21 protein-coding genes are annotated in these 23,521 nt (G+C 71.5%); 11 read left to right on the top strand and 10 right to left on the bottom strand.

The annotated features are described in order from the left end of the window. Nucleotides 1–16 precede the first annotated feature (16 nt). From OG623_RS32775 to otnK, 3 genes are all read right to left on the bottom strand, one after another. Nucleotides 17–583, bottom strand: coding sequence for a PadR family transcriptional regulator (locus tag OG623_RS32775; protein WP_406151228.1), 567 nt, complete (start codon nt 581–583; stop codon nt 17–19). Between the two features lie 91 nt (nt 584–674). Then, complete coding sequence (locus tag OG623_RS32770; protein WP_406151227.1) at nt 675–1,316, bottom strand: class II aldolase/adducin family protein; 642 nt, start codon at nt 1,314–1,316, stop codon at nt 675–677. Beyond that, nucleotides 1,313–2,596 (bottom strand): 3-oxo-tetronate kinase, encoded by a 1,284-nt coding sequence (gene otnK / locus OG623_RS32765; RefSeq protein WP_406151226.1) that lies wholly within the window; start codon nt 2,594–2,596, stop codon nt 1,313–1,315. Before otnK ends, OG623_RS32770 begins: the two co-directional genes overlap by 4 nt. A gap of 201 nt (nt 2,597–2,797) precedes the next feature. On the opposite strand from otnK, the gene OG623_RS32760 reads away from it, so the two are divergent. The 3 genes from OG623_RS32760 (at nt 2,798) to OG623_RS32750 (ending at nt 6,443) form a co-directional block, all read left to right on the top strand. Beyond that, entirely contained in the window at nt 2,798–4,207 is a 1,410-nt protein-coding gene (locus OG623_RS32760; RefSeq protein WP_406151225.1) for a homoserine dehydrogenase, read from the top strand. Then, complete coding sequence (locus OG623_RS32755) at nt 4,207–5,565, top strand: gluconate:H+ symporter (RefSeq protein WP_406152109.1); 1,359 nt, start codon at nt 4,207–4,209, stop codon at nt 5,563–5,565. Before OG623_RS32760 ends, OG623_RS32755 begins: the two co-directional genes overlap by 1 nt. 86 nt (nt 5,566–5,651) lie before the next feature. Further along, nucleotides 5,652–6,443 carry a DeoR/GlpR family DNA-binding transcription regulator gene (locus tag OG623_RS32750; RefSeq protein WP_406151224.1) on the top strand — a complete coding sequence of 264 codons (792 nt, stop codon included), beginning with the start codon at nt 5,652–5,654 and terminating at the stop codon, nt 6,441–6,443. Between the two features lie 34 nt (nt 6,444–6,477). On the opposite strand, the gene OG623_RS32745 is transcribed toward OG623_RS32750, so the two are convergent. Both OG623_RS32745 and OG623_RS32740 read right to left on the bottom strand, forming a co-directional pair. Then, nucleotides 6,478–8,115 carry an MFS transporter gene (locus tag OG623_RS32745; RefSeq protein WP_406151223.1) on the bottom strand — a complete coding sequence of 546 codons (1,638 nt, stop codon included), beginning with the start codon at nt 8,113–8,115 and terminating at the stop codon, nt 6,478–6,480. Between the two features lie 72 nt (nt 8,116–8,187). After that, nucleotides 8,188–9,309: a PP2C family protein-serine/threonine phosphatase gene (locus tag OG623_RS32740; protein WP_406151222.1), complete on the bottom strand. Its 1,122-nt coding sequence runs from the start codon at nt 9,307–9,309 to the stop codon at nt 8,188–8,190. Nucleotides 9,310–9,674: 365 nt separating this feature from the next. Between OG623_RS32740 and OG623_RS32735 the strand changes: the two genes are divergently transcribed. Together OG623_RS32735 and OG623_RS32730 are read left to right on the top strand one after the other, a co-directional pair. Continuing rightward, on the top strand, nt 9,675–11,315 hold the full coding sequence (locus OG623_RS32735; RefSeq protein ID WP_406151221.1) for an ABC-F family ATP-binding cassette domain-containing protein: 1,641 nt from the start codon (nt 9,675–9,677) through the stop codon (nt 11,313–11,315). Between the two features lie 24 nt (nt 11,316–11,339). Further along, nucleotides 11,340–12,407, top strand: coding sequence for a bile acid:sodium symporter family protein (locus OG623_RS32730; protein WP_406151220.1), 1,068 nt, complete (start codon nt 11,340–11,342; stop codon nt 12,405–12,407). A 91-nt stretch (nt 12,408–12,498) separates the two neighbouring features. Here the strand turns inward: OG623_RS32730 and OG623_RS32725 are convergent, their stop codons facing one another. Both OG623_RS32725 and OG623_RS32720 read right to left on the bottom strand, forming a co-directional pair. Next, entirely contained in the window at nt 12,499–12,717 is a 219-nt protein-coding gene (locus OG623_RS32725; protein ID WP_406151219.1) for an MbtH family protein, read from the bottom strand. Between the two features lie 100 nt (nt 12,718–12,817). Next, complete coding sequence (locus tag OG623_RS32720) at nt 12,818–13,525, bottom strand: MBL fold metallo-hydrolase (RefSeq protein WP_406151218.1); 708 nt, start codon at nt 13,523–13,525, stop codon at nt 12,818–12,820. Nucleotides 13,526–13,630: 105 nt separating this feature from the next. Here OG623_RS32720 and OG623_RS32715 point away from each other — a divergent pair, with 105 nt between their 5' ends. Then, complete coding sequence (locus tag OG623_RS32715) at nt 13,631–14,164, top strand: TetR/AcrR family transcriptional regulator (RefSeq protein ID WP_406151217.1); 534 nt, start codon at nt 13,631–13,633, stop codon at nt 14,162–14,164. Between the two features lie 118 nt (nt 14,165–14,282). Here the strand turns inward: OG623_RS32715 and OG623_RS32710 are convergent, their stop codons facing one another. Both OG623_RS32710 and OG623_RS32705 read right to left on the bottom strand, forming a co-directional pair. Further along, complete coding sequence (locus tag OG623_RS32710; protein ID WP_406151216.1) at nt 14,283–15,203, bottom strand: AEC family transporter; 921 nt, start codon at nt 15,201–15,203, stop codon at nt 14,283–14,285. Between the two features lie 104 nt (nt 15,204–15,307). Continuing rightward, on the bottom strand, nt 15,308–16,105 hold the full coding sequence (locus tag OG623_RS32705) for an AraC family transcriptional regulator (RefSeq protein ID WP_406151215.1): 798 nt from the start codon (nt 16,103–16,105) through the stop codon (nt 15,308–15,310). A gap of 85 nt (nt 16,106–16,190) precedes the next feature. Between OG623_RS32705 and OG623_RS32700 the strand changes: the two genes are divergently transcribed. After that, nucleotides 16,191–17,039 carry a TSUP family transporter gene (locus OG623_RS32700; protein ID WP_406151214.1) on the top strand — a complete coding sequence of 283 codons (849 nt, stop codon included), beginning with the start codon at nt 16,191–16,193 and terminating at the stop codon, nt 17,037–17,039. Here the strand turns inward: OG623_RS32700 and OG623_RS32695 are convergent. Then, nucleotides 17,002–18,093, bottom strand: coding sequence for a LacI family DNA-binding transcriptional regulator (locus OG623_RS32695; protein WP_406151213.1), 1,092 nt, complete (start codon nt 18,091–18,093; stop codon nt 17,002–17,004). The genes OG623_RS32700 and OG623_RS32695 overlap by 38 nt on opposite strands. 271 nt (nt 18,094–18,364) lie before the next feature. Between OG623_RS32695 and OG623_RS32690 the strand changes: the two genes are divergently transcribed. From OG623_RS32690 to OG623_RS32675, 4 genes are all read left to right on the top strand, one after another. Next, complete coding sequence (locus OG623_RS32690) at nt 18,365–19,735, top strand: extracellular solute-binding protein (RefSeq protein ID WP_406151212.1); 1,371 nt, start codon at nt 18,365–18,367, stop codon at nt 19,733–19,735. Nucleotides 19,736–19,757: 22 nt separating this feature from the next. Beyond that, nucleotides 19,758–20,690, top strand: a complete 933-nt coding sequence (locus OG623_RS32685) for a carbohydrate ABC transporter permease (protein WP_406151211.1) — start codon at nt 19,758–19,760, stop codon at nt 20,688–20,690. A gap of 3 nt (nt 20,691–20,693) precedes the next feature. Then, complete coding sequence (locus OG623_RS32680; RefSeq protein ID WP_406151210.1) at nt 20,694–21,593, top strand: carbohydrate ABC transporter permease; 900 nt, start codon at nt 20,694–20,696, stop codon at nt 21,591–21,593. Between the two features lie 83 nt (nt 21,594–21,676). Beyond that, nucleotides 21,677–23,503, top strand: coding sequence for a glycoside hydrolase family 2 protein (locus tag OG623_RS32675; RefSeq protein ID WP_406151209.1), 1,827 nt, complete (start codon nt 21,677–21,679; stop codon nt 23,501–23,503). Nucleotides 23,504–23,521 lie beyond the last annotated feature (18 nt).

The raw sequence follows: 23,521 nt of genomic DNA, 5'->3' as shown, positions 1-23,521 counted from the left end.
GAGGGGTCGGTACGGTTCAGATGCGCCGGCCGGCCGAGCCGAGCCGGTGGAGCGTGGCGAGTACGTCGTCGAGCCAGGCGACCGTCATGCGCTCGTAGGCGATGCCGCCGCGCAGTACGACGTGCTGGAGCTCCTGCCCCGCGTCGAGCGGTACGGGTGCGTCGGGGCCGGTGAAGTCACGGAGTTCCCCGGCCAGATAGTGCGCGAGCCTGTCACTGTGCACCCGGTGGTGCCGCTCGACCTCCTGGAGCAGAGCGGCCGGGTCGTCGAAGGCCGCGCCACGGATCTTCACGGCGAGGTCGTGGCGCAGGCTCTCGGGTTCGATCGGTTCGTGCAGCCAGCCGGAGAGGACGGTGCGCCCGGGTCCGGCGACGGAGTACTCCTTCTTGTCCGGCCGGCGCTCCTGCTCGATGTCGCGCACATCCAGCAGGCCTTCGCTCTCCATGCGCTTGAGGACGCGGTAGATCTGCTGGTGGGTGGCGGTCCAGAAGTATCCGATGGACCGCTCGAACCTCCGGGCGAGTTCATAGCCCGAACCCGGCTGCTCCAGCAGGGATACGAGGATCGCGTGTTCGAGGGCCATGCCCCGATCGTTCTATGCAACTGGTTGCATAGCAAGCGGCGGCGGGCGGGTGAGACGCTCCTCACCCGGACCGCCGCCGCGCCGGACGGTGTCAGCTGTCGCCCCACGGCGAGTCGTACTTCTCCGCGAGCGCGCCCGCCTCCTCGGGTGTGAGCAGGCGAGGGGACCGTTCCCCCAGGGCGAGGAGCAGGGCGGACACCTCTTCGAGCTCCACCGCGGCTTCCACGGCGCTGGCCATGGTGGGGCCGGCGAGTACGGGCCCGTGGTTCTGGAGGAGCGCGGCGCGGAGCGGGAAGGGCAGCCCGGCCAGGTCCTCGGCCTGGTCGGCGTCGCCCGGCGGGGCGTACGGGACGAGCGGGGTCTGGCCCACGCGCATCACGAAGTACGGGGTCAGCGGCGGTATCGCGCTCCTGGGCGACCATGGGGGGATGCAGGAGACCGCCGTGGAGTGTCGGGCGTGCAGATGGACGACGGCGCGGGTGCCGGCGTCGCGCCGGTAGAAGGCGCTGTGCAGGGGGAACTCCTTCGACGGACGCGGTCCGTCGATGTGGGTGCCGTCGATGGCGAGCTCGCTGAGCCCGTCGGGGTCGATCTCGGCGAGGTCGGCGCCGGTGGGGGTGATGAGGATGCGGTCGCCGGCCCGGACGCTGAGGTTGCCGGAGGAACCCGGGCTGAGTCCGAGGGCCGCCAGCCGGGCGCCCGCGGCGGCGAGATCGGTGCGGGGGTCGCTCATGCCAGCGCGCTCCAGGCTTCCGTGAAGATGGTGGTGTCGCCGAAGTTGCCCGACTTCAGGGCGAGATCCACGGCGTGGTCCCGGCCCTGCGCCCGGCCTTCTGCCCGCGCCCAGGTCACACCGGGCGCGATGGGCGTGCCGATGGCCAGGGTGCGGATGCCGAGCGCGGTGACGACGGCTCCCGAGGTCTCGCCGCCGGCCACGAGGAGGCGGCGCGCACCTGCCGCGACCAGGTCGCCGGCGCAGGTGGCGAGGGCCAGCTCGACCAGTTCGGACGCGGGCGTGGCCTGCTGGGGCGCCTGCTGTTCGAGGTCGCCCAGGTCGTCGACAGCGTAGATCAGGGGCGGCTTTCCCGGGTCGTCGTCCCAGGCCCGGCGGGCGAAGGCGACGAGTCCGGCGACCGTACCGGTGAAGTCGGCGCGCAGGGCGGTCAGGTCGAGCTTGCGGTGCGGCAGGTGTGCGCGGGCGTGGGCGACCTGGGCGCGGGTGGCGGACGAGGCGCTCCCGGAGAGGACGACGCCGGGGTCCCCCGGGCGGGAGGCCGGGGTGGCGCGGGCGGCTTCGGCGTGCGGACCTGTGAGCCCGAGGGCGAGGCCCGCCGCACCGGTGACGAGGGTGAGGTCGGCGGTGGCCGCCGAGACGGTCACCAGGTCCTCGTCGCTCACGGCGTCCACGACGACCAGGGCGTCGGCGAGCTCCGGGGCGTCCAGGGCGGCGCGCAGCGCGTCACTGCCCTCGCGCACGGTGTCGAGCCCGACGAGGCGGACCGGGTGTCCGGTCTGCGGGGTGAGCAGCCGGCCGAGATGGGAGTCGCGCATCGGTGTGAGCGGGTGGTGCCGCATGGGGCTCTCTTCGAGGAGCTCGCCATGGACGAGGAGGAGGCCGTCGCGGACGGTGCGTCCGGTCGCGGGGAAGGAGGGGACGACGACCGTGCGGTGTTCGCCCAGCTCCGCGAGGAGCGCGTCGGTCACCGGGCCGATGTTGCCGCGCGGGGTGGAGTCGAAGGTGGAGCAGTACTTGAAGTAGAAGCGCTCGCAGCCGGACGCGCGCAGGGCACGCAGGGCAGCGAGTGACGTGGCGACGGCCTCCTCCACGGGCGCGGTGCGCGACTTGAGTGCCACCACCACCGCGTCCGCGTCACGCACGGCCGTCTCCCCCCGGCCGTCGGAGCAGGCGTCGGGGCCCACGGCCACGACGGTCCTGTGGCCCCGGGCGACAAGCATCGTGGCGAGATCGGTTGCTCCGGTGAAGTCGTCGGCGATGGCCCCGAGGGTCGGCATCGGACCTCCTTGCGTTGGGGGGTGCGGTACCGGGTGGAGTTCCCCGGCAGCCTGCGTGTGAAAAAATGTTAACAGACTTTACGCAGACGATATCTGCTGGTACATCTTGTTAACACGCTCCCTTGTGGTGCTCGTGCCGTGGCCGAGAACCGCGTCTGCCGGAGCCGTTCAACCGAGCCGTGTGCCCGTCTAGGAGAGCCCATGAACCTGCATCACCTGTTCGCCGGAACCGGCGACCGGACCGTGCGCTACGCGCTGTCCGGAGCCGGCGGCGGCTTCGCCCGGACACTGCTCGCCCAGACGCCTCGCATCGGACGTCTGGCCCCCGCCGTCCTGTGCGACCGTGACGTGGAGCGGCTGCGCGGCATGCTCGTCGAGCTCGGTTACCCGGCGGAGCGCCTGGCCGTCTGCACGGACGCCGAGGAGGTCGCGCGGGCCGCCGATGACGGGGCCGTCGCCCTGGTCGCGGACGGCTCGCTGCTGTCCGCGGCACCCTGGGACATCCTGGTCGAGGCGACCGGAAGTCCGGCCGACGGTTACGCCATGGCCAGGGAGGCGCTGACCGGCGGCCGGCACGTCGCGATGGTCAGCAAGGAGGTCGACTCCGTCGCCGGGCTGCACCTCGCGGACCTGGCCCGGGACAACGGCGTCGTCTACACCACGGCCGACGGCGACCAGCCGGCCAACCTCATCGCGCTCGTGACCTGGGCGGAGCTGCTCGGCCTCGACATCGTGGCGATCGGCAAGTCCAGCGAGTACGACCTCGTGTTCGACCCGGCAACCGGCTCGGTCACCCAGCTGGACACCACGGTCCCCGCTCCCGAACTGGCCGGGCTGCTGACCCTCGGTTCCGACGTACGCGCCACGCTCGCCGCCCGCGCCGCGGCCGTGACCGCGCTGCCGACCGGCGCCACCGCCGACTACTGCGAGATGGCGGTCGTCGCCACCAGCACCGGCTTCCGGCCGGACGTCGAGCGCCTGCACTACCCGGTCGCCCGGATCGCCGAGCTCGCCGACGTCTACGCCCTGCGCGAGGACGGCGGGCTGCTGCACCGCGCCGGTGCCGTCGACGTGTTCAGCGCGCTGCGGCTGCCGGACGAGGCCTCCTTCGCCGGCGGCGTCTTCGTCGTCGTACGGACCGGCGACCCGGTCACCTGGGAGACGCTGCGCGGCAAGGGACACGTGGTCAGCCGGGACGGGCGCTACGCGGCCGTCTATCTGCCGTACCACCTCATGGGTGTCGAGACGCCCGTCTCGCTGCTGTCCGCCGTGCTCCACGGCCGGCCCTCCGGCGGCACCGACCCGCGCGCCCACGCCATGCTCGCCGGCCGGGCCCGGCGTGATCTGCCCGCCGGCACCGTGCTGGAGATGGGCGGCCACCACCACGACGTCACCGGCGTCCAGGCCGTGCTGATCCGCGACGAGGACACCCCCGCCGACGCGGCTCCCCTCTATCTGGCCGCGCACGCCACCCTCGGACGCGAGGTACGGGCAGGCGACCTGATCACCGTCGGTGACCTCGCCGACCCCGACGCGGACCTGCTGCACGCCTGGACCTCCGGGCGCGCGTCGCGCGCCACCGATGCCCCTGCCACCCACGCGAGCCGATGATGAGTACCGACCTCCAACACCTCCTGCTGGGCGCCGCCGCGGTCGTCGTCCTGATCCTGCTGATCACCAAGGCCAAGCTCCACCCGTTCCTGGCACTGGCCCTCTCGGCCCTCGGCCTGGGACTCGCCGCCGGCCTCGGCCCCGGCGACACGGTCGACCACTTCCAGGACGGCTTCGGCGACGCGCTGAAGAGCACCGGGCCCACCATCGGCCTCGGCACGATCCTCGGCGGCATCCTGCTGGGTTCCGGCGGCGCCGACCGGATCGCGACCGTCTTCATCGGCGCCCGGCCGGTCAAGTGGATCCCGACGGCGATCACGGCCGCCGCCCTGCTCATCGGCATGCCACACCTCTTCGACGTCAGCTTCGTGATGCTCGTACCGCTGGTGTACGCCGTCGCCAAGCGCACCGGCACACACCTGCTGTACGTGGGGCTGCCTCTCGCCGCCGGCCTCTACATCTCGCACGGCCTGCTCCCGCCGCACCCCTCCCCGACCCTCGCCGTCTCGGCGTACAGCGCGAACACCGGCCTGACCATCATGTACGGCCTGATCATCGGCATCCCGATCGCGGTGATCAGCGGACCGCTGCTGACGAAGTTCGCCTCACGGTGGTTCGGCCCGGCCCCCGACCTGGACAAGGGCCCCATCCCCGAGACCAGCCCCGAGCCGGAGAACCGCAAGCGGCCGGCCTCCTTCGTGCTCGCCCTGATCACCGTGCTGCTGCCGCCCGTCCTGATGCTGATCGGGACCGTGGGCACCTCGAACACCGCGGAGGGCTCGCTGCCCTACGCGATCTTCGAGGCGTGCGACTCCTCGGTCATCTCCCTGCTGGCAGCGGTGATCTTCGCCTTCTTCGCGCTGGGTCTGCGCTCCGGCTTCGGTCTGAACCAGCTCCAGAAGATGGCGGGCAAGGGCCTCGGCCCGGTCGGCGGGATCGTGCTGATCCTCGGCGCCGGCGGCGGTCTCAAGGCGATGCTCACCGCGACCGGCATCGACAAGCTGATCTCCGACTACGCGGTGGACTGGTCGATACCCCCGCTGCTGCTCGCCTGGCTGGTCGCCGCCCTGCTGCGCATCTGCCTCGGCTCGGCGACGGTGGCCACGGCCGCCGCCACCGGAATCGTCGCCCCTCTGATCGGCGCCTACCCGGGCCTCTCCCCCGAACTGCTGGTGCTGGCGACGGCGTCGGGCGCGGTCATGCTGTCGCATGTGAACGACTCCGGGTTCTGGCTGTTCAAGGAGTACTACCAGCTCTCGGTCGCCCAGACCTTCCGCACCTGGACCCTGATGCTGTCCCTCCAGTCACTGCTCAGCCTCGGCGGAGTACTCCTGCTCAGCACGTTCGTCGGATCCTGAACGCCGCGCCCTGTTGGGACCCCGCGGCGCGGGACGGCACAATCGAGCAGCGGCCACGGTGGTCGCGCGAGGAAAGGTAAGAAGCAGTGGCCGACGAAGAGCAGTTGCCCCTGATCCCCGATCAACGGCGCGAGCTCCTGTTGAAGCATCTGCGGCGCGACGGGGTCCTGAGCGTGCAGCAGATCACCCAGCTCTTCGGCGTCTCCCACATGACCGTCCGCCGCGACATCGCCGAACTGGAGCGTCAGGGGCTGGTGTTCTCCGTGCCCGGCGGGGCGCGGATCGCCAGCCACCTCCAGAGCGAGCCCAGCTTCCAGGCCAAGTCGGCGATGGAGCAGCCCGAGAAGCAGGCCATGGCCACGGCGGCGGCCGAGCTCGTACGGGAGGGCATGACGGTCTACCTGGACGCGGGCACGACCCTGCTCGCCATGGTGCCGTTGCTCGCACGCCATGAGTCCCTGACGGTCGTCACCAACGACTTCACGACCGTCGACCGCCTCATGGGCTCCTCGCACCTGGACGTCATACACATCGGCGGCCAGGTGGACCCGTCCAACCGGTCGAGCGTGGGCCGGCTCGCGGCCACGACGCTGCGTCAGCTGGCGCTGGACATCGCCTTCATCAGCACCAGCTCCTGGGATCTGCTGCGCGGCGTGACCACCCCTTCGGCGGCGAAGGTGGAGGTCAAGCAGGCGGCGATGGAGTGCACGGGGGCGAGCGTGCTGGTCGCCGGAGCGTCGAAGTACGGGACGTTCGGCAAGTTCCGGGTGGCGCCGCTCAGCGCGTTCGACACCATCGTCACCGACGACTCACTGGCGGAGGCCGCCGCCGAGGGACTGCGGGCCGGCGGCGCCGACCTGCGGCTGGTGGGCGCCTGAGGGGACTCGGCCGGATGGCGCCCGGTCCCTGTCCTCAGCCGCCGCGGACGTCCTGCGCCGATGACGCGGGCGTCGGCGGTGGCGTGTCCTGTGTGACGCGGGTGCCCGGATGCCGGTGTGCGCACAGGAACGCGACCGCGAGCGCGATGGCCATCCCGTAGAACACCCACTGGTTCGCCTCGGCGAAATCCAGTCTGACCGCGTCCATCGAGTCCCTCATCAGGGTGGCGACGTGCCCCGTGCCCGTCGGCCGCTGCGCGTCCGGATTTCCGGTGACCGCCTCGGCGACCGACCGGGCCGCGTCGTGCGCCGCGCCCGCCGGGACCCCGTCGGACCTGAGGGTGTCCACGACCTTGTCGGTGGTGACGTGCGTGAGGATGGTGCCGAAGACGGCGATGCCGATGCTCGCCGCGTAGTTGCGTACGGTCTGGGTGAGACCGGTGACCTCACCGTACGAGGCACCGATCGACCGGTTGACCGCGTCGGTCGAGGCGGGAGCGAGGAGGAAGCCGATACCCGCGCCGGCGAGCGCGGCGTAGGGCCACTGGTCGTGCATCGACAGGTGCGTCAGCTTGTTCGCCCACAGTGCGAACCCGACGGCGCCGAGCGCCGTGCCGAGCTTCATCGCCGGACGGGCTCCGCGCCGGTCGAGGATCCGGCCGCCCCACTGGGAGGCGATCCCGAAGCCGATGAAGAAGTACAGCAGGTACAGGGCGGCCTGGTTCGGTGATGCGCTCAGCGAGATCTGTGCGTAGACCGATGCGAAGAAGAACACCGGGACGAACGCCAGCATCGCGAAGAACAGGACGAGCATGTCGACGGTGAAGGCCCGGTCGCGGAAGACACCCAGCTTGATGAGGGGCTCCGCCACCCCCAGCTCGTAGCGGCAGAACACCGCCAGGACGACGAGCCCGCCCACGATGCACGCCCAGGTGGCGACGCTGCTCCAGCCCCAGGCGGACGCCTGCTGGAAGCCGAGCACGCTCAGCCCCATGCCCGCGGCGACCAGGACGGCGCCCGGCACGTCGAGCCTCTCGCGCCTGCGGCTCTCGGGGATGTGGGCCATGGCGGCCAGGACCAGGGCGATGACGGCGATCGGCACGTTCACCCAGAAGATCGCCCGCCACGTCCAGACCATCAGCCAGCCGCCGAGCAACGGCCCCACCGCGGTGAGCGCACCCGACACACCGAAGAACAGCGCGAGCGCACGGCCCCGCTTCCCCACGGGGAACACGGCGATCACCACGGCGAGCGCGGCGGGGAACATCAACGCCGCGCCGAGCCCCTGCAGGGCCCGGAAGATGATCAGCCAGGTCTGCGCGAAGTCACCCCTCGGGACACACCCGCACAGCACGGAGGAGATGACGAACAGAAGGGTGCCGATCACCATCACCCGGCGGTGCCCGAAGATGTCGGACAGCCGTCCGCCGAGCGCGAAGAAGGCGGCGAGCGCGAGCAGGTAGGCGTTGACGACCCACTGCATCCCTGAGGACGAGAGGCCGAGTTCATCGATGATCCTCGGAGCGGCGACGGCGACGATCGTCTGGTCGATGAAGGTCATCGACACGGCGAAGAGCATCGCCGCGAGAGCCAGTGACCGATGGGAGGAGTCCCTCCCGGCAGGGGGGCCGGCCGCGCCTGAGCCGGTGCCCGGAAGGGGGTCGGTGCGCATGGTCCGAGTGTGGCCCGGAAGGGAACCGCCCGCACGTCCAGGCCGCGTTCCCGTACGGCGGATGGCGGTGCTTCAGCTCTTCCCCGGCAGCAGCCGTTCATGGCCGCCACGGGACCGGTGCAGCGCCAGCATGGCCTGGTCGTCCTTGGGCCGGCCCCCGACGTGGCGCCGGACATCCAGGATCAGCGTGTCCAGGATCTGCCCCGGGGTGAGGCGTTCGGCGGAGCGTGTACGTCTGCCGAGCACGAGGGGCAGCCGGGCGACGGGGTCGTAGAAGCGTCCGGTGGCGTCGCGGGACTCGGTGACGCCGTCGGTGAAGCACAGCAGGGTGGAACCGGCCGGGAAGGGGAAGCTGTCGACCGGGGAGGCCCACGCGCCCAGATCGCTCATGCCCAGCGGGGGCGCCTCCTCGGATGCCTCGAGGAGGGTGGTGCGGCCCTGTACGTCGAGGAGTACGGGGGACGGATGGCCCCGGTTGACCAGGCGTACGGTCTCCAGGTCCGTGGAGAACTCCGCGATGAGAGCGGTCGTGAAGCCCTCCTCCTGCTGCTCACCGCCGCGTCTGCCTCCCTCCCGCAGAAGGGCGCGCTCCAGCCGGGTCACCAGCTGCGGCAGGTCCTCGGCCTCGTCGGCCGCGTACCGGAAGGCACCCAGGTCGGCGCTGACGGCGCTCACCGCCCCGAGCCCCTTGCCGCGCACATCACCGACCATCACCCGGATGCCGTACGGGGTGCTCTGGACCACGTACAGGTCCCCGCCGATCAGGGCCTCGCTCTCGGCCGGCACGTACCGCGCGTCGATGTGCAGGTCGCCCAGGCGCGACGGCGGCCTGGGCAGTACGGCCCGCTGGGCGACGGCGGCGACCTGCTGGGCGCGCCGGGCGCGGTCGTCCCCTCTGCGCAGCGTGCGGTGCATCAGGACGGCGAGCGCGGTGACGGCCGCAAGGGTGATCTGGTTGGCCACGCCCGCGCGCCAGCCGAAGGTTCCGTCGACCTGTGCGAGGAACGCGTGCACGATCATGGCCGTGACGCCGACGCCGATGATCGCCCGGACGCCGCAGAGCGGGGCGGCGGCGACGGGCGCCGCGATGAGAAGGGGCGCGGAGGTCACGTCCTGCGGCGTGACCAGGTCGACCGCCACGGCCAGCACGATGAGGCCTACGGGGATCCACTGGGTTCTTGAGCGCTGCGGCACTCCCCCACGCTGCCCGCAAGCGCGGCCCTCCGCATCCCCTGGCCGTCGATGTCCGGCGCACAGGGCGGGCCTTCCGACGGGAATGAGCCTCCTGTGGCGCGGTTCCGGCCGGTGCGCCTCCATGTGATGATCTTCGGCCGGACGCGCGGAAATCACCGACTGCTAGGGTCGCCACGGACAGCACTCTCTCGGTGAGGAGACCGGACGTGGTGGGAGACGACGACATCTCCGGGTGACACCCCGGATCTGATCGGCCGTGGGCAGGTGCGCGACCGCACCGTGCCGCGATGCCGCCTGTCGCTCCCGTTCCCCGCGTCCGCCCCGGGCGGAAGTCTGCCCGCCGTATGTCACCCGAGGTCACTCCCATGTCTGACACCTCCACAGCTCTGCTCGCACGCGATGTCGTCCGCTCCTTCGGCGCCGGGCGGGTGGTCGACGGCTTCTCCCTCACCGCGGCGCCCGGCCACCGCATCGGACTGATCGGGGAGAACGGTGTCGGCAAGTCGACACTGCTCCGCCTGCTCGCCGGGGCCGACGAACCGGACGCGGGCAGCGTGACCCGCCCGGCCGATCTGGGCTTCCTGCACCAGGAGATGCCGTTCGCCGCAGCGGCCACGATCGCCGACGTGCTGGACGAGGCCCTGCGCGAGGTCCGCGACGAGCTCACCGAACTCGAACGCCTCTCCGCGCGGCTCGCCGGCACCGAGGAGGGCTCCCCCGGCTACGCCGCACTGCTCGACGCCTACGGCGTGCGGCTGGAGCGCGCTCAGGAACAGGGCGCGTGGGACGCGGACCGGCGCGCCACGATGGTGCTGGAGGGTCTGGGTCTCGGCGGGCTCCGGCGGGACCGGACGCTGGGTTCCCTGTCCGGCGGGCAGCGTGGACGTCTGGCTCTGGCGTCCCTGCTGGTCCGCAGGCCTTCGGCGCTGCTCCTGGACGAGCCGACCAACCATCTCGACGACAGGGCCGCCGCGTTCCTGGAGGAGCAGGTGTGCGGTCTGCCCGGTGCCGTCGTCGTGGCGAGCCATCACCGGGCGTTCCTGGATGCCGTGTGCACGGACCTGATCGACCTCGACCCCGCCGTGGACGGACCTGTGCGGTACGGCGGCAACTACACGGCCTACCAGGCCGAGAAGCGCGCCGAACGGGAGCGCTGGGAACGGCGCTACTCCGAGGAACAGCAGGAACTGGAGGCGCTGCGCGGATCGATCGGCACGACGACGCATCGCGTCGCCCCCGACCGTGGACCGCGTGACACCGAGAAGATGGGCTACGGCCTACGGGCCGGGCGGGTGCAGAGCCAGATCTCGCGACGGGTGCGCAACGCGGCGCGCAGGGTGGACGAGCTGGAGCGGCACCGGGTCGCCGAGCCTCCGCAGCCACTGCGGTTCCGGCGCACCGCGCTCGCCGGACCTTCGGGTGACGACCTGCTCGTCTCCCTGCGCGACGTACGGGTGCCTGGCCGTCTCTCCGTCGGGCGTCTCGATGTGTCGGCGACCGAGCGGCTGCTCGTGACGGGGGACAACGGGGCGGGGAAGTCGACGCTCCTGGCCGTGCTGGCCGGGCGGCTCGGGGCGGACGGCGAGGTACGGCGCAAGGAGGGGCTCTCGGTGGGCCTGCTGACCCAGGACACCGTGTTCGACCGGCCCGACCGCACCGTCCGGGACATCTACGCGCAGACGTTGGGGGCCGAGCGTGCGGAGGCCGTGCCGCTCGGCTCGCTGGGTCTCATGAGCGAGGCGGACCTGGGGAAGCAGGTCGGCCGCCTGTCCGTGGGCCAGCGCCGCCGGCTCGCGCTGGCCCTGCTGGTGGCGCATCCCCCCGAGTTGCTTCTGCTCGACGAGCCCACGAACCATCTCTCGCCCCGGCTCTGCGACGAACTCGAGGCCGCCATGGGAGCGGGGCCCGGAGCGATCGTCCTGGCCGGTCACGACCGCTGGCTGCGCAGGCGCTGGCGGGGGCGCGAGCTGTGCTTGCGGCCGTGTTCGACGCATCCCTCCGAGTGAACGCATCCTGGACATCACGTCCACATGGTGAGACACGCTTGCGGAGGCCCACGCCTGCGGCGTCTTATCGCGCGTGTGCAAACCGAACAGATACCCCCTGATCAACCGGCCTCCGACGACAAGGCGGCGAGGCGCGCCGTCACGGTGTTCCCGGTCCTCGTACTCGTGGCGGGCGTAGCCGGTCTCGTCACCCCCGGCACGTTCGGCGGCTGGACGGAATCGGTCCCGTACCTGCTGGGGATCGTCATGTTCTGCATGGGCCTGACGATGACTCCGCTCGACTTCAGGGGCGTGGCGAAGCGCCCGTGGGCCGTGGCGATCGGCCTGGTCGCGCACTACGTGATCATGCCGGGGCTCGGCTGGGCCATCGCCCATCTGCTCGGGCTGCCGCCGCAACTGGCGGCCGGGCTCATCCTGGTCGGCTGCGCACCGAGCGGCACGGCGTCGAACGTGGTGACCTTCCTGGCGCGCGGTGATGTGGCGCTGTCGGTCTCCGTCGCGACCGTCTCCACCCTGCTCGCGCCCCTGGTGACACCGCCGTTGACGCTGCTGCTGGCGGGCGCGTATCTGCCGGTGGACGCCGGGTCCATGATCACGGACATTCTCAAGACGGTGCTGCTCCCGGTCCTCGGCGGTCTGGCGGTACGACTGATCGCCGGGAAGCTCGTCGACCGCGTGCTGGGTCTGATGCCGTGGCTGTCGTCGCTGGCCATCGCCGCGATCGTCTGCGCCGTTGTGGCGGGCAGCGCCAGCACGATCAAGTCGGCCGCCGTGACGGTGCTGATCGCGGTCGTGCTGCACAACGGCCTGGGGCTCGCGCTCGGTTACGGCGCGGGCAAGCTGGCGAGGCTCGGCCCGCCCGCCAGCCGCGCCATGGCCTTCGAGGTCGGCATGCAGAACTCCGGGCTCGCCGCCTCGCTGGCGACGGCCCACTTCAGCCCGCTGGCCGCCCTGCCCGCCGCGGTGTTCTCCGTGTGGCACAACATCTCGGGCGCCCTGGTCGCCGCCTGGATGTCCCACCGGTCCCGGCACGAGGAGGCCCACGCGGTCGCCGGTACGGCGCCGAGGGCCGCGACCGCCGAGGAGTCCTGACCAGGCCCCCGGCCATCCGGCGGTCCCGACGTGCGAAGGCGTTCGTCCCGGTCGGGGACGAACGCCTTCGCACGTCGGGCGGCTTACGGCCTTACGCGGAGCCGGCCGCCATGCTCCGTATCAGGCTCTTCGGCCGCAGGTCGGTCCAGTTCTGCTCCACGTAGTCGAGGCAGGCCTGGCGGGTGTCCTCCTGGTGGGCCACGGTCCAGCCGCCGGGCACCTCGGCGAAGGCAGGCCACAGCGAGTGCTGCCCCTCGTCGTTGACGAGCACCAGATAGGTGCCGTTCTCGTCCTCGAAGGGATTGGTCACCGGTACTCCTAGCACTTAGGTAAGGCTAACTTCACTTGTCGGTGCCACCTTACCCAGTCCGCCGGTGCTTGACGCCCCGCGCCCCACAGACCACGCCCCCTCAGCCCTTCCTGACCGCCTCACCCACCTGCGCAGGCGAGACGCGCCAGGGGGCGCCGTGCCCCGGCAGCACCCAGGACGCCGACAGCCTGGCGATCCGGTCGAGGGAGTCGAGCGCCTCGGCCGGGTCGTCCGTGAAGGGGGCCGGCTGCGGTCCGGTACGCCCGGTGAGGACATGCCGCGTGGTGAGGGCGTCACCGACGAAGACCGCGTCGGCGAGCGGGACATGGACCGCCACACTCCCCGGGGAGTGACCCGGCATGCCCACGATCTCGGGCTTGCCCGGCAGGTCCAGGACGTCGCCGTCACCGAACTCGGTCACCGCGCCGACGTAACGGGTGCGCAGGCCGTTCTTGCGGAGGGAGTACCCGAAGAAGCCGAGCGCCGCGGTCAGACGCAGGGGACCGACCGCCACCTTGGGCTTGTCGCCCGTGCGGGCGCGCTCGGCGTCGGCCGCGTGCACGAACACCGGGACGCCGTGCTCGCTCCGCAGACGCTCGGCGAAGCCGATGTGGTCCGAGTCGCCGTGGGTCAGCACGAGTCCGCGGATGTCGTCGGCGGACTTGCCCAGGGACTCCAGCTCCTGCTGCAGGTCCCGCCAGTGGCCGGGCAGCCCCGCGTCGACGAGCGTGATGCCGTCGGGGGTGTCGATGAGGTAGCACGCCACCAGATCGTTGCCGAGGCGGTGCAGGTGGGGTGCGATTTTCATGAGGTCTCTCCCGAAGCCGGGGCGGCGAACACGAACAGGAACATGATGGCTAAGATACTTAGCTATGATGGCTATCGTCAATAGCCATGAGCGGAAGGATGGACCATGCCGACCCCCGAGAAGACCTCGTTCAGCGCAATCGTCACGGCGGGCCGCGACCTGCTGGAGGCGGGTGGTCAGCAGGGACTGACGATGCAGGGGGTCGCCGAGCGGGTGGGGGTGAGAGCTCCGTCGCTGTACAAGCATGTCGCCGGCCGCGCGGCGCTTCTCACGGCCGTGGCCGAGGCCACCGTCGACGACCTGACCTCCCTGCTGGAGACGACCGACGGCTCGCTGGAGGAACTGGCACGCTGCTACCGGCGGTTCGCCGGGATCCGGCCCGAGGGGTTCCGGCTGATGCACTCCACGCACGCACCGCCCAGCTCCCTGGCCCGCGCGGCAGGACCGGTGCTGCGGGCCTCCGGGGAACTCGCGGGCGAGCGGGACGCGCTCGACGCCGCGCGCCTGCTGACCGCCTGGGTCACCGGCTTCATCGAGATGGAGCTCAACGGCGCCTTCCGGCTCGGGGGCGACGTCGCCGGCGCCTTCGAGTACGGCCTGCGCGGCATGCGCCGGGCCCTCACGCCCGACCCGGCCTGACGGCCGCCTTTCGCCGACGCCTTCACGGCCGCCCCCGGAACGCCTCACCTCCCGGCGGGCGGACGTCCCGCGTGTCGAGTGGGACACCCTGGCGAGGGGACAGGAACCCGGGGCGCCGTCACCCGAGGAGAGCGGCGACGGTGATCAGTGCCGGGACCGAGACCGCGGTGGACAGCAGGATGGACTCCCGGGCGAGCTGTTCGGCGATCCGGTACTGCGAGGCGTAGGTGTAGAGGTTCTGGGCGGCGGGCAGCGCCGAGACCACGACGACGTCCAGCAGGGCCGCACCGTGCAGATGGAAGACGCCGGCGCCCAGGCTCCAGGCGATCAGCGGCTGGGCGGTCGTCTTCAGGGCGGCGGACAGGACGATGGCCCCCTTGTTCTCCCCACGGGCCGGCATGCCGCTGCCGCGCAGGGAGATCCCGAAGGCCAGCAGGACCGCGGGGACGGACATGTTGCCGATGAGGGTGAGCGGTTCGAGTGCCGGGGACGGGACGGTCCATCCGGTGGCGGCCACCACGACACCCGACAAGGAGCCGACAGCGATCGGATTGCGCAGCGGGGTGGTCAGGCGCTGCCACAGGGGGCGGGGCTCGCCCGGCCGGCTCAGGTCGAGCACGGTCAGCGCGAGCGGGGTGACGACGATCTGCTGGAAGAGCAGGACGGGAGCGACGAGGGAGGCGTCGCCCAGCACATAGACGGCGATGGGGATTCCGAGGTTGCCGGCGTTGACATAGCTGGAGCACAGAGCGCCGACGGTGACCTTCCCCGCGCCCCAGCCGCGTATCAGCCCCACGGTGATGAAGAGGGCGGCCGCGCAGACCGTCGCTGCCGCGGTGACGAGCAGCCGCTGGGAGAAGACCACCGAGAGGTCGGCGCCCGCCAGGGTGGTGAAGAGCAGTGCGGGAGTCGCCACGTTGAAGGCGAGCCGGGTGAGGACCGTCCGTCCGTCGTCCCCCAGGTGTCCGCGGCGCCCGAGGACGTAGCCGATGCCTATGACGACGGCGATCACCGCGAAGCCGGTGAGTACTCCCTGCATGAACGTCCTTGCCGAGGCCGGGAGCCGCCGTCCTGGAGCCGCCGCGCTGCCCGCGGCTCCTCGAAGCCCTCCCGCTGATGTGTTGACCAGGGCTTAGCTTACGGTCATCGCCTCGGGCGGCTGCTGCCGCCTCTCCCCGCGGCGGCGGTGGCGAAGCGGGACGGCGGCGTACCGAAGACGCGTGTGAAGGCCGCGGTGAACGCGGCGGGAGAGGCGTAACCGAGGCGGCCACCGACCTCACTGACCGACGCGGTGCGCAGGAGCGGCACGGCCGCGAGCAGACGGGCGCGGGCCCGCCAGACGGCCGGGCTGTCGCCGGTCTCCGTACGGAAGCGCCGGGTGAAGGCCCGCTCGCTCATATGCGTCGCCGCGGCCCAGGCGGCGTTGGTGACACCCGCGTCGGGGGCGGCCAGGTAGGCGCGGCAGAGCGTCGCGAGATCGGCGGACGCGGGGATCCCCACATGGAACGGCAGCGGTGCCCGCTCGGAGATCTCATGCAGGAGGAGCGCGGCGATGGTCCCCTCGCGCCCCGAGAGGCTGTAGTCGGGCTCGAACTCCACGGCGGCCAGGAGCAGTTCCCTCAGCAGTGGCGGCACGTCGACCACCATGCAGCGGGCGGGCCACCAGGGGACGGCATCCGGCTCGATGTACAGGCTCCTGGTGCTCACCCCCAGCATCCGGACCCGGTGACGGGTGGCGGCCGGGATGAGCACGGCACGCTCGGGTGGGACGGTCCAGGTCCCGTCGGCGGTGTCCACGACCATGACGCCCGTGGCTCCGTGGAGGAACTGCGCTCGACGGTGCTCGTGCCAGTCCAGCATGTGCCCCGGCGGATAGTCGGTGCCGATCGGCAGGACGACCCGGTCCACCTGGTCGACCTCGGTCAGCGGGACGTTCTTCACCGCTCCACCGTAGCGGCCGGGACGCGAAAGAAGTGTGCCGACCATCGCATGCCGGACGTCCGGCCGAGCTGGTGGGGTGGGTCCCATGGACGTGATGACGCTGATCGGGGTCGGGCTCCTCACCGGGGTGACGACCGTGCTGTTCGGGTTCGGGGGCGGATTCGTCGCCGTGCCGGTCGTGGTGTGGGCGGATGCCGGGCTCGGCGGGGACGCGATGCGGGTCGCGACGGCCACATCGGCCCTGGTGATGGTGGTGAACGCGGGGTTCGCCACCGCCGTCACCCCGCGACGGGTGCTCCTCGCGCTCCGGGGCAGCCGTGCGCTGCTGCTCCTGCTGGCGGCGGGCGCCTCGGCCGGCGCGCTCGCCGCACGGCTCGCTCCGGCCGGCCCGGTCCGCTGGGCGTTCGTCGCCTACGTCGCCCTCACCGTCGCCGACCTGCTCCTGCGCCCCGGCTTCCTGCGCGCGTCCGTGCCGGACGGGGCGGACGGGTCGGACGGGGCGAGCAGGGTGTGCGAGGCGGACGGGGCGGCCTCGGGCGCGCCTCGCCCGCTGCCGGCCGTGCTCGGCGCACCGGTCGGCGCCGTCGCCGCGTTCCTCGGCGTGGGAGGCAGCGTCATGACCGTCCCCGCGATGCGGCGCGCCGGGCACCCCATGCGCACGGCGACCGCGCTGGCCAACCCCCTGACCCTCGCCATCGCGCTGCCGGCCACCGCGGTGTCCCTGGGCACCGCCGCAGTGCCGGCCGCCACGGACGCGCATGTGCACCTGGTGGGACTCGTCGACGTCCGAGCCGCATCGGCGCTGCTCATCGGGGCGCTGCCGGTGATCGCGATACTGCGACGCCGCCCGCCACGGATCCCCGACCGCGCCCACGCGTGGGCCTACATCGGGCTGCTCACCACCGTGACCGTGGCTGTGCTGTTCCCGGCCTAGGCCCCTCGGGCCCCACGGGCCCCTCGGTGCTCTCGCGCAGGACGAGCCGGTGCGCCACCACACGGTCCTGGGGCGCCTGGACCCGGGACTCCCCCGGCCCCGCGTCCTGCGCCGTGGCCTCCTCGATCCGGTGGTTCAGGAGCTGGACGGCGACCCTGGCCACCGCCGCCTTGTCGGGCGCCACGGTGCTCAGTGTCGGCACGCTGAACCGGCCGCCCTCCACATCGTCGAAGCCGATCACCGCCACGTCGTCGGGCACGCGGAGGCCGTGTTCGTACAGGGCGCGCAACGCCCCCAGGGCCAGCTGGTCGTTGAGGCACAGCAGACCGTCGGGCCGGGGGCCGGTCCGCAGGGCCAGGGCCACCGCACGGGCGCCCTCGGGCATCCGGAACCCGTCCACCGGCAGCAGTGCCTCGGGGTGGTGGGCGAGACCCGCCTCGGACAGAGCCGCGAGGTAGCCACGCGTACGCGCCTCGGCCGTCCCGAGACCGGGGGCCTCGCGTCCGCCGACCGCGAGGATGTTCCGGCACCCGAGGCCGATCAGATGCTCGGTGGCCTGGCGCGCGGCCTTCTCGTTGTCGATGGCCACATGGTCGGCGCCCTCCTCGAGGAGCTCCCCGAGGAGCACGGTCGGCGGGGCACCCGCCCGCTCCCTCACGTCGTCCGCGGTGAGGGCGAGCGGGCTGAGGATGATCCCGTCCACGAAGTCGGAGCCGAAGCCGGCGAGCGCGGCCAGCTCGTGTTCGCGGTCCGCGCCGCTCTGGTGGATCAGTACCGTGAGCGAGAGCTGCTCCGCCTCGCGGATCACATGCCGGGCGAGCTCCGCGAAGTACGGGACGTCCAGCTCGGGGACCACGAGCGCGATGATGCCGGTGCGGCCCTTGCGCAGGTGCCGGCCGGCCAGGTTCACCCGGTATCCGAGGTGCTCTATGGCCTCGCGGACCACACGCCGGGTCCGGTCGGAGACATGGACGTAGTCGTTGATCACGTTGGACACGGTCTTCTCCGACACCCCGGCGTGCCGTGCGACGTCCTTGATCCTGGGCCGTGCCACGGCCGCCCTCCCTGCCCTCGATCGCTGCCGAGTCTATGTCCCGGCCGCCCGGGGGCCGTCGGGGGCATCGGGATGCGACACGAGGCACGTCCCGGGGTGTCGAACACCCGTACCGTCCGAACTCTTTACAGCCAATGTACATCGATGTAAAAACATGTCACCGCACTGTTTCAGCCAGTGCCACCACCCACGTGCCCCGTGCGGTGGACCCGCCCATGCCTGCGGTCCACCGTCGCTCCGGCATGAGCGTCCGGCCGTCGAAAGGTCCGCGATGAGTTCTTCGTCCCCCGCCCACGAGGCGTCGGCCGCGCCCGGCCCCGGCCCGGCACCCGGGATCGGCCGCCGCCGCTTCCTGCGTTACGGAACCGCCGGCGCGGGCGCGGTTCTCGCCATGGGCCCCCTGGCCGGCTGCTCCTCGCCCGCCTCCGCGTCCGGTGCTTCGGCACTGAGCGTCTGGGACCTGTTCCAGGGCGGTGACGGCATGCTGATGGACGACATGATCAAGGCCGTCTCCAAGGGCCCCGACGGCTTCGAGATCGATCGCACGATCCTCGACTGGGGGCCGTCGTACTACACCAAGCTCGCGATGTCGGCCGCGGGCGGGCGGGCCTCCGACGTGGCGGTCCTGCATCTGTCCCGGCTGGCCGGATACGCACCGGGCGGGCTGCTGGACCCCTTCGACCTGGATGTGCTCGCCGAGTTCGGTGTGACCGAGAAGGACTTCACCCCGGCCGTCTGGTCACGCACGAAGCACCAGGGGGCCGTCTACGCCATCCCCTTGGACGTCCACCCCTTCATCGTCTTCTACGACCGCGACGCCGCCGCCAAGGCCGGGCTCCTCGATTCGAAGGGCGAACTCGCCCCGATGGGTTCGCCCAAGGCGCTCCTCGAGGCCGGCAAGTCCCTGGCCGATGTGACCGGCAAGTCCGGCATCCTCTTCGGCCATGTCACCGACACCGCCCAGAGCTGGCGGCAGTTCGCCGCGTTCTACGCCCAGACCGGCGCCTCCTTCACGCTGCCGGACGGCGGTACGGCCGAGATCGACACCGACGCGGCCGTGCAGGTCGTGTCGTTCATGCAGCAGCTCTTCGACGGGCGTACCAACCCGAACAACCTCGACTACAACAGTGCGCTGGCCGGATTCATGGGCGGCCGGGGCGGGATGGCCATGCTCGGCGAGTGGGAGCTGCCGACCCTCCGGGAGTCCGGCATCCCGCTGGGCGCCGCCCCCTTCCCCCAGGTGTTCGGCCACCCCGGTGTCTACACCGACTCCCACAGCTTCGTCCTGCCGCACCAGGACAGCCCCGACCCGGCGCGCCGCCGGGAGGCGCACCGGTATGTCGCGCAGATCCTCAAGCAGAGCATGACCTGGGCGAGCGCCGGACACATCCCCGCCTACCAGCCCGTGCTCGCCGATCCGGAGTACGCCGAGCTGAAGCCGCAGTCCTCCTACGCGGACGCCGGGAAGGTGGCGGTCCTCGATCCGCCGAACTGGTTCGCCGGTGCGGCCTCGAACTTCCAGAACCGCATGTGCCAGCCGCTCCAGTCGGCGCTGCTCGGCAACACCTCCGCCGAGAAGGCGGTACGCCAGATGGTCCGCGAGGCGAACGCGCTGCTCCAGCAGCCCAACCCGGTGGCCTGACCGAGCAGAAGGAGTTATCGACGTGACCACCACCACGCCCGTCGGCGCCCCCGCGCCCACCGGCGAACCGCCGCTCGCCACCGCTCGCCCGCGGCGCTCCCGCCGGCGCGGCCCAGGCATGCTCTTCGTCCTGCCCTTCGCGGTGCCCTTCGTGCTCTTTCTGGTGTGGCCCGTGGTCCAGGGCCTCTGGATGAGCTTCACCGACAGCTCGCTCGCACTGCGCGCCACGTCGTTCGTCGGGTTCGACAACTACGCGGAGGCGTTCGGTGACCCGGACGTCTGGAGCAGCCTCGGCAACACCGTCTTCTTCACCGCGGCATCCAGCGTCCCTCTGGTGCTGATCGCCCTCGTCATGGCGCTCCTGGTGCACAGCGGACTGGCCGGCCAGTGGGTGTGGCGGCTGTCCTTCTTCGTGCCCTACCTGCTGCCCGTGACCGTCGTGACGCTCATCTGGACCTGGCTCTACCAGCCGGACGTCGGCCTCGGCAACGAACTGCTCGGGGCGCTCGGCATCGGCCCGGTCGGGTGGCTGTCCGACGAGTCCGTCGCGATGTGGTCGGTGGCCGTGCTCACGGTCTGGTGGACGGTCGGCTTCAACTTCCTGCTGTACCTCGCCGCTCTCCAGTCCCTGCCGACGACGTACGACGAGGCCGCGGCCCTCGACGGCGCCGGTGCCTGGCGGCGGCTGTGGTCGGTGACCCTCCCGCAGCTGCGCAGGACCACCGTCCTGGTCGCGATGCTCCAGATCCTCGCGTCGCTGAAGGTGTTCGACCAGATCTACATCCTCACCAAGGGCGGCCCCAACGGCTCGACCCGCCCCCTCCTCGAGTACGTCTACGACGTCGGGTTCACCGGCTACCGGCTGGGCTACGCCTCCGCGGTCTCCTACGTCTTCTTCGCGCTCGTCATCGTCGTCTCACTCGCGCAGTTCCGTCTCTTCCGCCAGGAGGACTGACCGATGTCCACCACCGCAACGACCCTGCGGACGCGACGCCGCCCGCCCAGGGAACAGGCCGGATCCCCCCTGCTCCTCGGTCACGGCCGGCTGCCGCGCATCCTCGCCGGCAGTGCGGTCACCGTGCTGGCCGCCGTCTGGCTGCTGCCGCTCCTGTGGGCGGTCGCCACCTCCTTCCAGAGTGAGCAGGACGTCTCCAAGCCGGGCCTGTCACCCTTCAAGGGCGCCTTCACGCTGTCCGCCTACGAGCAGATACTCGAACGCGGCAACGTGCTCCTCTGGGCCGCCAACAGCTTCCTGGTCGCCGGGGTGGTCACACTGATCACCGTCACGATCTCCACCCTGGCCGCCTACGGCTTCTCGCGCGGCACCTTCCGCGGCCGCCGGGTCCTGCTCGCCGTGACCATCGCGGCGGTCATGGTCCCACCGCAGCTCCTCATCGTGCCCCTGTTCGAGCAGATGCTGATGTTCAACCTGGTGGACACCTACGCGGCGGTGATCCTGCCCCAGGTGGTGGCGCCCATGATGGTGTTCATCCTGAAGCGGTTCTTCGACGGCATACCCCAGGAACTGGAGGACGCCGCCCGGCTCGACGGCGCGTCCGAGGTACGTGTCTTCCGGTCGGTCGTGCTGCCGCTCTCCCGGCCGATCGTGGCCGCCGTCTCGATCTTCGTGTTCATCGGCGCCTGGAACAACTTCCTGTGGCCCTTCATCGTCACCAACGATCCGAACCTGATGACGCTCCCGGTGGGCCTGGCCACCGTCAAGGACGCCTTCGGCATCCAGTACGCCCAGGCCATGGCCTCCGCTCTGCTGGCGGCGCTGCCGCTGGTCGTGGTGTTCCTGCTCTTCCAGCGCCGCATCGTCAGCTCGGTGGCCACCACAGGCCTCGGCGGATCCTGACCCGCCTTCTCTCTTCTCTTCCTCCCTCCGTACCACCACGGGGCCGCCGTACGCCGCCGGCCCGACGACCCACTGGAGCACGCGTGCCCATCCACTCCGTACCGCGCCCCGAGTACCCGCGACCGCAGTTCGCGCGCCGCGACTGGCTCAATCTCAACGGCCTCTGGCAGTTCGAGACCGACCGAGGGGACAGCGGTCTCGAGCGGGGCCTCCTCAGCCGTGAGCTGGACAGCGAGATCCTCGTACCCTTCCCGCCCGAGTCCGAGCTGTCGGGCATCGGCGACACCGACTTCCTGGAGGCCGTCTGGTACCGGCGGGTCCTGTCGCTGCCCGCCGAGTGGGCGGGGCGCCGGGTCCTGCTGCACTTCGGGGCCGTCGACCACGACACGACCGTCTGGGCGGACGGCACCGAGGTCGCACGCCATCGCGGCGGCTTCACCCCGTTCACGGCCGATCTCGGAGACATCGCAGGATCCGGGCGGGACGTGGTGATCACCGTCAGGGCCCGCGACACCCGCTGGGGCCCGCAGGCCCGTGGCAAGCAGGCCACCCGGTACGCCAACCACGACTGCAACTACACCCGGGTGACCGGTATCTGGCAGACCGTCTGGCTCGAGCCCGTCCACGCGGTGCATCTGCGGCGCCCCCGCATCACCCCCGACCTGGCGGGTTCCGCCTTCCACCTGGAACTCCCGCTGTCCGGCGGCGCTCTGCCGGGACACCGGGTGCGTGCCGTCCTGAGCGACGGGGACGGAGAGGTGAGCCGCGCCGAGGCGCGCGCCGACCTCGACCTCGCGCCCCGTCTGCACCTCCCGGTCCCGGCGGACAGGCGGCGCGAGTGGGGCCCCGACGACCCGCATCTGTACGACATCGGGCTCGAACTCGTCGACGAGCGCGGCGAGGTGCTCGACTCGGTGGAGAGCTACGCCGGTCTGCGCGCCGTCGGGCTGCGGGGCAAGGCGGTCACTCTCAACGGGCGCACGGTCTTCCAGCGGCTGGTGCTCGACCAGGGCTGGTACCCGGACGGGCTGATGACCGCGCCCACCGACGAGGCCCTGGTGCGCGACATCGAGCTCGCGATGGAGGCGGGCTTCAACGGGGCGCGGCTCCACCAGAAGGTCTTCGAGGAGCGCTTCCTGTACCACGCGGACCGTCTCGGTTACCTGGTCTGGGGCGAGTTCGGGGACTGGGGCTGCGAGACGGGCGGCTCGTCGGGGAACAACCAGCAGCCCGACTCCTCCTACGTCAGCCAGTGGCTGGAAGCCGTTGAGCGCGACTACTCGCACCCCTCGATCGTCGGCTGGTGCCCGCTGAACGAGACGTACCAGAAACTGCACGACCGCATCACCGGGCTCGACGACGTCACCCGGGCCATGTTCCTGGCCACCAAGGCCCTGGACACCACCCGGCCCGTGATCGACGCGTCCGGTTACGCCCACCGGGTGGCGGAGACCGACATCTACGACGCCCACAACTACGAGCAGGACCCGGAGACCTTCCGGCAGCTGATGTCAGGACTGGCCAAGGGCGAGCCGTTCGTCAACACCTACGAGAACGGGGCCGCCTACTCCCAGCCCTACCGTGGGCAGCCGTACTTCGTCAGCGAGTTCGGCGGCATCTGGTGGAACCCGGAGGCCGCGGCCGAGCTGTCCGGCGAGGACCGCACCGCCTCCTGGGGTTACGGCGAGCGGATACGCGACGAGGAGGAGTTCCACGCCCGCTTCAGCGGCCTCATCGGGGTGCTGCTCCAGGATCCCGCGATGTTCGGCTACTGCTACACGCAGCTGACGGACGTCTTCCAGGAGGAGAACGGCATCTACCGCTTCGACCGCGGCACCAAGCTCGACGTGGCACGCGTCCGCGCCGCCCAGTCGCGCCCCGCCGCCATCGAGGAGTCGGAGGGCCGCTGACCCATCCGGGTGCGGGCC

The sequence above is a fragment of the Streptomyces sp. NBC_01012 genome (genome assembly GCF_045162755.1).
GTDB lineage: Bacteria > Actinomycetota > Actinomycetes > Streptomycetales > Streptomycetaceae > Streptomyces.
Note: the sequence above shows the minus strand (reverse complement) of the source record. Positions and strands in the feature narration are given on the sequence as shown.

Excerpts from the sequence above, each read along its gene's own strand:
- OG623_RS32760 (WP_406151225.1), top strand. The coding sequence starts at position 2,798 with ATGAACCTGCATCACCTGTTCGCCGGAACCGGCGACCGGACCGTGCGC.
- OG623_RS32770 (WP_406151227.1), bottom strand. The coding sequence starts at position 1,316 with ATGAGCGACCCCCGCACCGATCTCGCCGCCGCGGGCGCCCGGCTGGCG.
- OG623_RS32735 (WP_406151221.1), top strand. The coding sequence starts at position 9,675 with ATGTCTGACACCTCCACAGCTCTGCTCGCACGCGATGTCGTCCGCTCC.
- OG623_RS32755 (WP_406152109.1), top strand. The coding sequence starts at position 4,207 with ATGAGTACCGACCTCCAACACCTCCTGCTGGGCGCCGCCGCGGTCGTC.
- OG623_RS32700 (WP_406151214.1), top strand. The coding sequence starts at position 16,191 with ATGGACGTGATGACGCTGATCGGGGTCGGGCTCCTCACCGGGGTGACG.
- OG623_RS32690 (WP_406151212.1), top strand. The coding sequence starts at position 18,365 with ATGAGTTCTTCGTCCCCCGCCCACGAGGCGTCGGCCGCGCCCGGCCCC.
- OG623_RS32775 (WP_406151228.1), bottom strand. The coding sequence starts at position 583 with ATGGCCCTCGAACACGCGATCCTCGTATCCCTGCTGGAGCAGCCGGGT.
- OG623_RS32680 (WP_406151210.1), top strand. The coding sequence starts at position 20,694 with ATGTCCACCACCGCAACGACCCTGCGGACGCGACGCCGCCCGCCCAGG.
- OG623_RS32720 (WP_406151218.1), bottom strand. The coding sequence starts at position 13,525 with ATGAAAATCGCACCCCACCTGCACCGCCTCGGCAACGATCTGGTGGCG.
- otnK (WP_406151226.1), bottom strand. The coding sequence starts at position 2,596 with ATGCCGACCCTCGGGGCCATCGCCGACGACTTCACCGGAGCAACCGAT.
- OG623_RS32745 (WP_406151223.1), bottom strand. The coding sequence starts at position 8,115 with ATGCGCACCGACCCCCTTCCGGGCACCGGCTCAGGCGCGGCCGGCCCC.
- OG623_RS32715 (WP_406151217.1), top strand. The coding sequence starts at position 13,631 with ATGCCGACCCCCGAGAAGACCTCGTTCAGCGCAATCGTCACGGCGGGC.
- OG623_RS32730 (WP_406151220.1), top strand. The coding sequence starts at position 11,340 with ATGGTGAGACACGCTTGCGGAGGCCCACGCCTGCGGCGTCTTATCGCG.
- OG623_RS32710 (WP_406151216.1), bottom strand. The coding sequence starts at position 15,203 with ATGCAGGGAGTACTCACCGGCTTCGCGGTGATCGCCGTCGTCATAGGC.